We start from the raw sequence: 11,888 nt of genomic DNA, 5'->3' as shown, positions 1-11,888 counted from the left end.
CCAGGGGAGCGGAGAGGCAGCGGCGTGAGCGCCTGGCCGCGTCTGGTGGAACCAGCGTGACGGGCCGCAGCCTGCTGCGCCGGCCTCACCGCAGCAGCCTGCTGCGCCGGCGTCACCGCCGCAGCCTGCTGGGCCGGCGTCACCGCCGCGGCGTCTCCGGTGCTGCGGCCACCGGGTGCGAGGCGCGGTCTGCGAGCTGGCATTCGGCTGCCTGCCGTCCGACGAGATGGGCGAGTGCCGGAATGAGGAACAGCAGCCCAACAGCCGGGACGATGATGCCGGAGTCGTTGACGACGGCGCCGACGCCCAGCAGCACCGCCAAGGAGATCATGCCCATGCGCAGATGCGGGAACCGGGCGTAGAGCCGGGGCAGCGCCGGGATGCGGAACCGGCCCGGAGCGATCGCCGCCCAGAACACCGCAGCGATGATGAGCGGCAGCAGCAGCGTCATCCACGATTGGGTGAGGATGTCGATGTTCATGCCGATCTTGCGCATGAGCACCGCGCCGGCCTCACCGCTGATGATCGAGGCGAAGAACCGGCCGAAATGGGTGCGGTCATCGGCCGGGCGCAGCCAGTCGATGACGAGAACGGCGATCATGATGCCGGCCGTCGTGCCGACGATGAGCGCCAGCCGCTTGATCGAGGCTCGGATCTCGGCAGCCGCCAGCGCCAGCACGCCCAGGCCGACGACGAGCGCCGGCACGGAGCCGAACTTCGTGCCGAGTCCGGGGGTGGCCAGCAGCAGGCAGGCGAGCACCATCGTCACGAGGACGACGCTCAGCCGCACCCACCGGTTGGCGATGAGCGAGCAGGCGGTGATGAGCGCGAAGACGAGCGCAGTGAGGAACAGAGCGAGAGCTGAGTTGCCGATCCCGTAGAACCGAGAGGCGATGAGCAGCGGCTCCCCGAGCAGCGTCGACATCTGCAGCTGCGAACCGGTGATGACATCACCGGCGAGGACGAGCACCGTGGCGACGGCGACGAAGGTGAGCGGGCCGAGTGTGAAGCGCTTCCACGGCCCGAGCAGCCCGGCCAGTGTCAGCGCCAGTGCCCACCCGGCCAAGGCTGCGAGCATCGCGACATCCGGGCTCGTCGAACGCTCCCACGGGATGACGTTGACGAGGTAGGTCGAGACCGGGATCGCGGCGAAGAACAGCCCGCCGACGCGCAGCGGGTTGATGACCCGCGGCCAGGCGCGCCGACCGACGAGCGCGGCAACCGCGAGCAGTGCGGCCATGAGCCCGGCGAAGACGGGATAGAACCACACCGACATCGCCGCCTGCGTGGCGACGGCGACCTGCCGGTCGAGCATGAGCTGGTAGCGGTCCCCAGCACTGGGCGGCGCCGAGGCGGTGGTGACCGGGGCGCCGGCGAGGTTCGCATCCGTCTGCGCGCCGGTCGCGCGCACGAGGGTGGGCATGATGTCCGTCGTCTGTATGAGGCCCGGCTGCTTGGTCGACGGGGAGGTGAGGATCGCAGGCTGCTCACCGGGCCGCTGGATCGCAGCGAACTGCATGCTGGAGGACTCAGTCCAGCCGTCGGCGATCGAGGCGACCATGAGCATCGGCTGCGCGGTACCGGTGCTGCCGGCGGCTTGTTCCTCGTAGACGGAGAGGATGTCGCCGAGGTGGTCGTCGAGTTCGGTGATCGAGTAGCCGGGGGTGCGGACATTGCCCAGGTCGATGAGCACGAGCGGATGGTGCTCGGCTGCTGTGCGCACCTGTTCGCCGAGGTCGGCGTCGAGGCTCTCGTAGGAGCGCACCCGGCCGTCGGATTCGGCTGCGGCGATCGCTGCTCCCGGGCCGATCGCATGGAGATCGGGGACGGCTGAGGCCAGGGCTCCGAGGTCGGCGTCGTAGCGGTCGTGGGCGACTTTCTCCTGGTAGACGTCCCAGTCAGCCGTCCACCCGGACAGCGGCGGCTGCAGCGCCCGGCACTGGGCGGCAGACTCATCGGCAGCACGCCGCCCGGAGCTGACCGCCAGCCAGCCGTCGGCCGGGCAGCTCGTCGAGCGCACCGACCGCGGGGTCATCGTGCCGATCGATCCGTTCTCCACCAGTGACCACAGGTGTGGGGTCCGCCACCGATCGAGGTCCTCATGCTCGAGGCCGGAGACGCCGACGAAGATGACCGGCTGGGACTGCGGCTCACCGGCAGACGGCGCTGGCCGCGCCTGCACACCCGGCGCCTGCACTGTCTGATTCTGCGCAGCCTGTGTCTGCGCAGCGGCCGCGAGGGGTCCGGCGAGTCCGAGGGCTGCGATGAGCACGGCGGTGAGCACCGCAATCAGGGCTGGGCGCAGACGGGTCATCGACCCTCCTCAACCACGCTGGCCCCACCCGTCTCATCGCGGCCGGCAGCCGCCTCGGGCACGGAGCCGGGCATCGCCTCGGGCACGGTCACCGGGGTGCCCGGTGTGCGGCGGACAGGGACATCGGCGCTGAGGGCGAGGAGGAAGGGCACGAACATCATCGCCCCGGTGCCGGGGACGGCGACGCCGGAGTCGGTGATGACGAGGCCGACGAGCAGGCCGGTGCACACGGCGAGGAACCCGGCGTGGACGCAGCGATCGTCTAAGGCCTCGGGCAGCACGCCGTCGAAGCGGCGGGTCAGCGGCGCGGTAGCGGCGAACCGGCGCAGGTAGGCGAGGAAGATGAGGATGACAAGCGCGGCCAGCGGCACGATGATCGCCATGCCGGGGTTGACGACGATGATGTTGAGGTTCGCGCTCAGTTTGCGGGAGATGACTTCGAAGGCCCCACCGCTGAGCAGCTGGGCGAAGAAGTTGCCGAAGTGCGAGCGGGCTGCCGGTGCGCGCAGATAGTCGAGGGCGGCGACACCGAGGATCGCGCCGAGCGAGACAGCCCCGATCCCAGCCAGCCGCAGAAGCGACAGGCGGGCGCGGAGGCTGAGCGCGATGAGCACCATGAGCCCGGACAGGGTGGCGACGGTGCCGCCGAACTTCGCACCCCACACCGGGTTGCCGAGCGTGCCGACGGCGATCGCGCCGAGACCTGCCAGGAACAGGAGCAGCGGCCCGCGCCGGTCAGTGCGTGCCGCCAGTGCCCGGGCACCGAAGGCCAGAGCCAGGAACAGGGCGACGATGAACAGGGCCGCGCCCTGGTTGCCGAGGCCGTAGAACCGACCGGCGACGATCGCGTTGTAGCCCATGAGCGAGTTGTACTGCAGCTGCGAGCCGAACAGTGCGACATCGACGCCGAGCAGCACCGCGGTGACCGTGCAGATCGCGGCGACGCGTCCGGCGAAGGTGCGCCGCCAGGGACCTGCGAAGCCGGTGGCAAGCAGCAGCGCAGAACCGGCGGCGATCGCCAGGCCGAGGCCGAGGACCGGGTCGGCCATCCGCTCCCATGGCAAGAGGGCTGCGATGAACGAGCCCATCGGCACGGTGCCGAGGATAAGCCCGGCCCAGCCGAGGCCGGTGCGGATCTTCCCGGCGAGCACCGGCTGGGCGATTCCCGCCCGGCGCGCCCACCAGCGCTGCAGCGGAACCAGGAGCAGCAGGCCCACGGCGACGGTGAGGACGTAGAAGGCGGTGGTCACCACGATCGAGAAGGTATGGGCGCTGCGATGCACAGTCGCTGCCGCGGTCGCATCCCCGACAAGCGAGTCGATGCGCTCGGCTGCCGGTGCACCGGCGTCGATGCGGGTGAGCTGGGCAGGATTCGGGGCCAGCTCGCTGTCGATGCCCGGGGCGGCGGCGAGCAGCAGCCCGGTGAGGTCGGTCAGCTGCAGCACCGGCTTGCGGGTCGAGGAGCTCTCCAGGATCCCCGGGGACGCATCACCGGTGGCGACCTGTGGGGTGGAGCGCAGCAGGGCGCGCAGCCGGGAGGGGTTGCCGAGGTCGCCGACCCCGGCGATGTGCACGGTCGTCGTCTTCAGGTCGAGGCCTGCGAGGTATTCGCCGATGTGCTCGTCGATCGCGGCGAGCTGCTCATCGTGCTCCCCGGCCGGGGCGTCGGCCGTCCAGCGCTCCGAGCCGATCGTGCCGGCGTCGATGAGCGTCAGCGGGCACAGTCCGGTCCCGGCAGTGTCGGCCTGCTGGGCGCGCACCGAGCTGCCCGGCCTCGTGCCGGCCGGCTCCCACGTGTCGATGCGGCCGGTCTCATCGGCTGCCGCCCACGCGGCCCCCGGGCCGATCGCCTCGACGCACACCCCGGACTCCCGGGCGGTGTCAGCCAGCTGGCCGATCCCCGAGCTGTAGGAGTTCTGCGCATTGGCTGCCACGATCCGGTCGAAGTTCTCCACCGTGACGTCCGCACCGGTGCCCTCTGGGGTGCGCAGGTCCGGGCACGCCGAGCGGCGCTCCTCTGCGGCCCGCTCCTCATCCTCCTCGCTCAGGGTGCCGTCGGCCTCGGCAGCGGCCTGCTCACCGGTGACATGAGGGGAGATGTCGGCCGCGTGCATGCGCGCTCCGGACCCGACGGCCAGCCAGCCGGCGGCCGGGCAGGTGACCGAGACCATGGAGCGGACGGTGACATTGGCCATGTCGGCGCGCTCGGCGAACGTCCACAGATGCGGGGTGCTCTCCGGGCTGATGTCGGACATCGACAGACCCGAGGCCCCGATGAACACGACCGGGTGCTCCGCTCCCGAGGCGTTGGCCGGCTCGCCGGCCGCAGCAGGTGCCGTGGTGGGCAGCACGAGGGCTGCGATGACACCCAGGCATACGAGAAGGCGCGTGAGGATGCTCGCCGGAGCGGCACCTCGCGCGCGGGTGGGAGTTGAGGAAGCTGGCACCCGCCCAGCTTATCGGCTGGAGCATGGCGCCTGCTGAGAGGCCTGCTGTCAGCTGGCGCAGGCCCGGTTTGCGCCCGGGGAGGCGATTCCGGTTTGCACCCGGGGCGGCGATTCCGGTAGATTAGCCTGTTGTTGTATACGTCTATACACGCTCCTCATGAAGCCTCATTCGCGTTGCAGGCACTGGGATGAGGGTCAGCTGTGTGGGAACGTATGCGCGCCAGACAAGCCGGACGCCGTTTCCTGGATCACGACCTGTGGAAATGGCGGCCATCGAGCTGTTCACTCAATAGACGAAGAAGAAGGCTACTTTTGCGTACGTACACCCCCAAGCCCGGCGATGTTCAGCGCCAGTGGCACGTCATCGACGCCACTGATGTCGTCCTCGGCCGTCTTGCCTCGCAGGCTGCCCGCCTGCTCCGCGGCAAGCACAAGGTGACCTTTGCACCGAATGTCGACTCGGGTGATTTCGTGATCATCATCAATGCCGACAAGGTCGCGCTCACCGGCGCCAAGCTGGAGCAGAAGCGCGCTTACCGCCACTCGGGCTACCCGGGCGGCCTCAAGAGCACGTCCTACTCCGAGCTGCTGGCCAAGGATCCGCAGCGCGCCGTCGAGAAGGCTGTTGCCGGCATGCTGCCGAAGAACCGCCTCGGTCGCGCCCAGATCAAGAAGCTGAAGGTCTACGCCGGTGGCGAGCATCCGCACGCCGCCCAGAACCCGCAGCAGTTCGAGATCAGCCAGGTTGCGCAGTAAGCACCAGGCATCCAAGACTTTAAGAGGAGAACCGTGGCTGATACCACCAACACCCCTGACGTCGACGACGTCGAACTGACCGAATACTCCACCGAGACCCCGGCTTCGGCTGGTCTGGGCGAGTCCGTGGCCGGTGGCCGCGGACAGTCGCTGACCGCCCCGGGCTCCGGCGTCGGCCGCCGCAAGCAGGCCATCGCCCGCGTCCGCCTCGTCCCCGGCTCAGGCCAGTGGACGATCAACGGCCGCGACCTGGAGACCTACTTCCCGAACAAGCTGCACCAGCAGCTCGTCAACGAGCCGCTGCGCCTGCTCGACCTCGAAGGCCGCTTCGACGTCTTCGTGCGGATCTCCGGCGGCGGACCCTCCGGCCAGGCCGGTGCCGTGCGCCTGGGCATCGCCCGCTCGCTCAACCAGATCGACCGCGAGTCCAACCGCGCCGAACTGAAGAAGGCCGGCTTCCTCACCCGTGACGCCCGCGTCCCGGAGCGTAAGAAGGCCGGACTCAAGAAGGCCCGCAAGGCACCGCAGTTCTCGAAGCGCTGATGCGCTCAGCCGCTGTGCCGGCCCTATGCTGAACCTCGGACCCTCGCACCCGCCTTGCGCGGTGCGGGGGTCTGAGTGTTTGCAGCCAGGCCAGCTGGGCCCACTGACCTGTCACATCACTCACAAGGACGACCATGTCACGACTTTTCGGCACTGACGGCGTGCGCGGACTCGCCAACGCCGACATCACCGCCACCCTTGCCCTGCAGATCGCCGAAGCCGGCGCCCGTGTGCTCGCCCGCCGCGGCAGCAACGGCCAGCATGCCGCCGTCGCCGGACCCTCCGGTGCCGGTGTCGCCGCCAACGGCCAGCGGCCCTTTGCCGTCATCGGCCGCGACACCCGCGCCTCCGGTGAGTTCCTCACCCACGCCGTCGCCTCCGGCATCGCCGCCGCCGGCGTTGACGTGCTGCTCGTCGGGGAACTGCCGACCCCCGGTGTCGCCCACGTGGTGAAGAACACCGGCGCCGACTTCGGCGTCGTGCTCTCCGCCTCCCACAACCCGATGCCCGATAACGGCATCAAGTTCTTCGCCCGCGGCGGCACGAAACTGCCCGACGCTCTCGAAGACGAGATCGAAGGGCTCATCGGCACCGACTGGGATCGCCCGACCGGTGACGCCGTCGGCCGCATCCGCAACTTTCCGTCCGCTGCCGACGAATACGTCGAATCGCTTGTCATGGGCGTGTTCAAGGGCCAGCAGCCTGCCGGTTCCGACCCGGATGCGCCGGTCGCGCCGGTCACCGGTGCCCTGGAGATCATCGGCGCGCCGCTGGCCGGGCTCACCGTCGTCGTCGACTGCGCCCACGGCGCCGCCTCGGTCGTCGGACCTGCCGCCCTGCGCCAGGCCGGAGCCCGCGTCATCGTCACTGCCGCTGACCCGGACGGCTACAACATCAACGACGGCGTGGGCTCCACCCACATCGATTCCCTCGTTGCTGCGGTCAAGGAGCATTCGGCCGACGCCGGTGTCGCCTTCGACGGCGATGCCGACCGCTGCCTGGCCGTCGACGCACTCGGCCGCGAGGTCGACGGCGACCAGATCATGGGCATCTTGGCGCTGAGCCTCAAGGACGCCGGCACGCTCGCTCACGACACGCTTGTCACCACCGTGATGTCGAACCTCGGCCTGCATCTGGCGATGGAGCAGGCCGGCATCAAGACGGTGCAGACGAAGGTCGGTGACCGCTACGTGCTCGAGCGCATGCTCGCCGACGGCTACGCGCTCGGTGGTGAGCAGTCAGGTCACGTGCTCATGCTCGACTACGGCACCACCGGTGACGGCGTGCAGACCGCCCTGCACCTGCTGGCCCGCATGGCGCAGACGAAGCGCTCGCTTGCCGACCTGGCTGCTGAGATCCCGCGGCTGCCGCAGGTGCTTATCAATGTCAGGGGCGTGGACAAGACCCGCGCCAGCGACCCAGCTGTTGCCTCCGAGGTCCAAGCAGTGGAGGCCGAGCTCGGCAAGACCGGCCGCGTGCTGCTGCGCGCTTCGGGTACCGAGCCGGTCATCCGCGTCATGGTCGAAGCGGAGACGCATGACTTCGCCCAGCAGCAGGCCGAACGCCTGGCAGAGGTCGTCAAGCGCGAACTCGCCCTGTGATCGGCAGGCGGAGCTGACCGGCTCCAGCACGTGAGTCCTATCGACCGGTGGCCCTGAGCACGTACTGTTCAGGGCCACAGCCGTCGATTCCCCGAGCGCAGCAAGCCGCGAGAGGACTCCCCACATACCTCCCCGCATGAGACCCCACACGACCGCATGACCCCGTACGACCGCATGACCCTGCACCGCACGACCGCGCCCTCACCCGCACCGACGTGGCGCAGGCAGCGTGTGCAGACCCATCAGCCTGCCAGCACCGGTACGCGATGCACCGGAGACCGAGTGGATCTGCCGCTTCGAGACAGCCGGCCTGGACGAGGACTTCGGCAAGGAGGTCTGCGGCGTCGACGGTATTCAGGCACTCGAACTGACGATCCAGCTCACCGGCGTCATCGAGGAGCTGGAGCAGCTCAGCTTGCCCGACGGCTGAACATCAGAAGCCGGCGCAGGCGCGATACTCATGCTGGAGCAGCCTCAGGCGCGCACCGGCTCGGCCGGTGGGACAGCGTCGATGAGCTGACGGGTGTAGTCGGTCTGGGGTTCGCGCAGAATCTGTTCGGCGGTGCCGTATTCGACGACCTCACCGTCCTTCATCACGGCGACGGTGTCGCTGACCTGCTCGACGACAGCCAGGTCGTGGCCGATGAAGATATAACCGAAGCCGTGCTCGTCCTGCAGATCGACGAGCAGGTCGAGGACCTGCGCCTGAATGGAGACGTCGAGTGAGGCGGTCGACTCATCGAGGATGAGCAGCTCGGGGTCGACGGCCAGGGCGCGGGCGATGCACACGCGCTGCCGCTGCCCGCCGGAGAGCTCATGCGGATAGCGTTCGATGAACGACGCATCCAGACCGACTTGGTCGAGCAGCTCGGCGCAGCGCTGCCGGCGCTGCCGCCGTGGCACGAGGCTGTGCGCCATGAGCGGTTCGGCGATCGAACGCTGCACAGTCATGCGCGGATCGAGGGCAGCGAACGGATCCTGGAAGACCATCGCAATGCGCCGGCGCATCGTCTTGAGATCGGCACCCGACAGCCCGAGCACCGGGTCCCCGCTCATGCGTGCGTCACCGGAGGCCGGTTCGACGACACCGGTGAGCACATTGGCGATCGTCGACTTGCCCGAACCGGATTCGCCGACGATGCCGAGTGTGCGGCCGCGGTAGACATCGAGGCTGACATCCTTGACGGCGGTGATCGTGCGCTTGCCGGTGGGGGAGGAGACCTCGAAGTCGACCGTCAGGTCCTGAATGCGCAGCAGCGGGTCGCCCTGCTCCTCCCGGTCGGCGTGCGTGTCCTCAGTGCCGGCGTCCTGCTGGGTGCGCAGCAGCGGGCGGGCGGCCAGCAGCGTCTTCGTGTACTCGTGCTGCGGACGCTCGAAGATGTCAGCGACACTGCCGCGTTCGACGATCTCGCCTGCGCGCATGACGACGACGTCATCAGCGATCTGGCCGATGACCCCGAGGTCGTGGCTGATCCAGATGACGGCCATGTCCCGGGACCGCTGCAGGCCGGCGACGAGGTCGATGATGCCGGCCTGGGTGGTGACGTCGAGAGCGGTGGTCGGCTCATCGGCGATGAGCACCTCAGGCTCACACGCGAGAGCCACGGCGATCATGACGCGCTGCTTCTGCCCGCCGGAGAGCTGATGCGGATAGTAGCCCAGCCGCAGCTCCGGGTCGGGCAGCCCGAGTTCGGTCAGTAACTTCAGCGACCGCTCGCGGGCCTCGGATGCGGAGATCCCGAGGTGCTTCATCGGGCCCTCGGCCAGCTGCGCCTCCAAGGTCATGAGCGGGTTGAGGCTCGTCGACGGGTCCTGGAAGACGAAGCCGATGCGGCGGCCGTGGATGCTGCGCAGCAGCCCGGCCGGTGCCCCGACGATCTGCTCGCCGTCAAGGGTCGAGGAGCCGTGCACGTAACCACCGGGGGCTTCGAACAGGCCGGTGGCCGAGAGCACCGACAGGGACTTGCCCGAACCGGACTCACCGACGATGCCGAGTGTCTGGCCTTTGGCCACGGCGAAGTCGACGCCGTGGACGATGTCGTTGCGGCCGACGCCGACGGTGAGGTCCGAGACCTCCAGGACCGGCGCCTTTGGCGCGGGATCACGGTTGGTGCCCACCGCCTCGGGAGCGGGAGCCTGATCAGGGGTGTGGCTCACTTCTTCCTCCGGTTCTGCATGATGGTGCGCTGGCGGGGGTCGAGGACGTCGCGCAGGCCGTCGCCGAGCAGGTTGAAGGCGAGCACGACGACGAAGATCGCCAGACCGGGGAAGACCGCCATCCACCAGGCGTCGGCCATGAAGCCCTGCGCGTCGAAGAGCATCTTGCCCCACGAGGGCTCCGGCGGCTGGACGCCGAGGCCGAGGAACGACAGGGCGGCTTCGGTCAGGATCGCGAATGCCAGTGACAGCGAGGTCTGCACGATGACGGGCCCGGAGATGTTCGGCAGCACATGGCTGAACACGATCCGGCCGGACGAGACACCCATGGTGCGGGCGGCCTGGACGTAGGGCTCCTGGCGGACGGACAGGGTCGAGGCGCGCGCGACGCGGGCGAAGATCGGAATGTAGACGATGCCGATGGCGATCATGGCCGAGCCGATGCCCTGGCCGAGGATCGCGACGATCGCCAGGGCCAGCAGCAGGACGGGGAAGGAGAAGGCGACGTCGACGATGCGCATGAGGATCGAGTCGATGACCCCGCCGAGGTAGCCCGACAGCACACCGACGCCGACGCCGACGACAAGCGCGATGCCGACGGAGATGAGTGCGACCTTGAGCGAGGTGGCTGCGGCGATGACGACGCGGGAGAGGACGTCGCGGCCGAGTTCGTCGGTGCCGAACCAGTGGGCGCCACTCGGTGCCTGCAGGGCGCGCGGGACGTCGATGTCGTTGGCGCCGTACGGGGCGATCCACTGCCCGAAGAGGGCGAGGATGACGATGATCGCGAGCACGATGAGGCCGAAGACGGCCGTCGGGTTCGTCATGAGCAGCGACAGCGTCGAGGCGCGGGTGTTCTTCTTGGCGCTCGTGTCGGTGGTGGTGTTGGTGGGGCGGTTGCCGGTTGTGGCGGCGCTGGCGCTGCCGGCGGCGTGGCTGCCCTGGGCGTTGGTGTCTGAGTTCTGCCGGGTCGGCAATTCTGCACTCATGAGATCCGGATCCTCGGGTCGATGATGGCGTAGAGCACGTCGACGAGCAGGTTGATGGTGAGGAAGATGAACGCGATCAACAGGATCGCGCCCTGCAGCAGCGGGTAGTCGCGTGCGGCCACGGCGTCGTAGATGAGGCGGCCGAGGCCCGGGTAGGCGAAGACGACCTCGACGACGATGACGCCGCCGAGCAGGGTGGCCAGCTGGATGCCGGAGATCGTCAGCACCGGGATGAGGGCGTTGCGGCCGATGTGCTTGGCCAGCACCGTCCAGTGCTTCAGGCCCTTCGAGGTCGCCGTGCGCACGAAGGCCGCATGCGAGACGTCGATGACGGCGGTGCGGATGAACCGGGTGAGGATCGCCGCCGAGACAACACCTGCGGTGATGGCCGGCAGCACCATGTGCTGGGCCCAGCCGATCGGGTCCTCGGTCAGCGGCGTGTACCCGGAGGAGGGCCAGCCGAAGCCGAGGGCGAAGATGCTGATGAGCATCATGCCCATCCAGAAGTCCGGGATCGAAACACCGAACTGGCTGATGACGCGGACGATCGAGTCGACCGCGCCGCCTTCGCGCAGACCGGCGATGGTGCCGAGCGGGATCGCGATGAGCAGGGCGACGAAGATGGCGCACAGAGCCAGGGAGATTGTGGCCGGGAGGCGTTCGAGCAGCAGCATCATGACCGGCTCGCCGTTGCGGAAGCTGACCCCTAGATCGCCGATGAGCGCACTGCCGATGTAGGTGAAGAACTGGACGATGAGCGGTTTGTCGAGTCCCGATGCCTGCTGCAGGGCCTGGTAGGCCTCATCTGTGTAGCGGGTGCCTAAGGCGATGCGCACCGGGTCGCCGGGGACGAGCTGGATGAGGAAGAACACGACGACGATGACGCCGAGCAGGGTGACGAAGGTCAGCAGGATGCGCCGCAGGATGAAGGTCAGCAGCGGATGCCGGGTGAAGAAGCCCGCCTTCTGCGTCTGCTCGGTCTGGCTGGACTGGTTCGCGTCTGCAGAACGCGTGGTGTCTGCAGACCGGTCCTCCGCCTCGGGAGCGGTGCTGCTGCCATGGGTGTTCGGATCGCTCATGC

At 68.8% G+C, this 11,888-nt stretch carries 9 protein-coding genes; 4 read left to right on the top strand and 5 right to left on the bottom strand.

The features are described from left to right. Positions 1-139: 139 nt before the first annotated feature. Together M3C25_RS06805 and M3C25_RS06800 are read right to left on the bottom strand one after the other, a co-directional pair. Positions 140-2,314: a hypothetical protein gene (locus tag M3C25_RS06805; protein ID WP_259845059.1), complete on the bottom strand. Its 2,175-nt coding sequence runs from the start codon at positions 2,312-2,314 to the stop codon at positions 140-142. Next, positions 2,311-4,761: a hypothetical protein gene (locus M3C25_RS06800; protein ID WP_259855434.1), complete on the bottom strand. Its 2,451-nt coding sequence runs from the start codon at positions 4,759-4,761 to the stop codon at positions 2,311-2,313. Before M3C25_RS06800 ends, M3C25_RS06805 begins: the two co-directional genes overlap by 4 nt. A 312-nt stretch (positions 4,762-5,073) precedes the next feature. Between M3C25_RS06800 and rplM the strand changes: the two genes are divergently transcribed. The 4 genes from rplM to M3C25_RS06780 all read left to right on the top strand — a co-directional run bounded on the left by rplM (position 5,074) and on the right by M3C25_RS06780 (position 8,091). Next, a complete protein-coding gene (gene rplM / locus M3C25_RS06795; protein ID WP_102161819.1) occupies positions 5,074-5,517 on the top strand; it encodes a 50S ribosomal protein L13 in 444 nt (147 codons plus the stop codon). A 33-nt stretch (positions 5,518-5,550) separates the two neighbouring features. Then, a complete protein-coding gene (gene rpsI / locus M3C25_RS06790; RefSeq protein WP_259834146.1) occupies positions 5,551-6,060 on the top strand; it encodes a 30S ribosomal protein S9 in 510 nt (169 codons plus the stop codon). 134 nt (positions 6,061-6,194) lie between these two features. Next, positions 6,195-7,661, top strand: a complete 1,467-nt coding sequence (locus M3C25_RS06785; RefSeq protein WP_259855433.1) for a phosphoglucosamine mutase — start codon at positions 6,195-6,197, stop codon at positions 7,659-7,661. Between the two features lie 229 nt (positions 7,662-7,890). Beyond that, positions 7,891-8,091, top strand: a complete 201-nt coding sequence (locus tag M3C25_RS06780; protein ID WP_259845052.1) for a DUF6968 family protein — start codon at positions 7,891-7,893, stop codon at positions 8,089-8,091. A 44-nt stretch (positions 8,092-8,135) separates the two neighbouring features. Here the strand turns inward: M3C25_RS06780 and M3C25_RS06775 are convergent, their stop codons facing one another. Genes M3C25_RS06775 through M3C25_RS06765 form a run of 3 tightly spaced genes read right to left on the bottom strand, consistent with a single transcriptional unit; the run spans position 8,136 to position 11,886 of the window. After that, a complete protein-coding gene (locus tag M3C25_RS06775) occupies positions 8,136-9,818 on the bottom strand; it encodes an ABC transporter ATP-binding protein (protein ID WP_259855432.1) in 1,683 nt (560 codons plus the stop codon). Continuing rightward, entirely contained in the window at positions 9,815-10,807 is a 993-nt protein-coding gene (locus tag M3C25_RS06770) for an ABC transporter permease (protein ID WP_259855431.1), read from the bottom strand. The genes M3C25_RS06775 and M3C25_RS06770 overlap by 4 nt, the downstream gene beginning before the upstream one ends. Next, positions 10,804-11,886 carry an ABC transporter permease gene (locus M3C25_RS06765; RefSeq protein WP_259855430.1) on the bottom strand — a complete coding sequence of 361 codons (1,083 nt, stop codon included), beginning with the start codon at positions 11,884-11,886 and terminating at the stop codon, positions 10,804-10,806. Before M3C25_RS06765 ends, M3C25_RS06770 begins: the two co-directional genes overlap by 4 nt. Positions 11,887-11,888: the final 2 nt, after the last annotated feature.

The organism is Brevibacterium luteolum (assembly GCF_025147615.1).
Taxonomy (GTDB): Bacteria; Actinomycetota; Actinomycetes; order Actinomycetales; family Brevibacteriaceae; genus Brevibacterium; species Brevibacterium luteolum.
Note: the sequence above shows the minus strand (reverse complement) of the source record. Positions and strands in the feature narration are given on the sequence as shown.

What these genes read in the sequence shown, in the direction of transcription:
- M3C25_RS06770 (WP_259855431.1), bottom strand. Translation starts at nt 10,807, where the DNA reads ATGAGTGCAGAATTGCCGACCCGGCAGAACTCAGACACCAACGCCCAG.
- M3C25_RS06765 (WP_259855430.1), bottom strand. Translation starts at nt 11,886, where the DNA reads ATGAGCGATCCGAACACCCATGGCAGCAGCACCGCTCCCGAGGCGGAG.
- M3C25_RS06805 (WP_259845059.1), bottom strand. Translation starts at nt 2,314, where the DNA reads ATGACCCGTCTGCGCCCAGCCCTGATTGCGGTGCTCACCGCCGTGCTC.
- M3C25_RS06785 (WP_259855433.1), top strand. Translation starts at nt 6,195, where the DNA reads ATGTCACGACTTTTCGGCACTGACGGCGTGCGCGGACTCGCCAACGCC.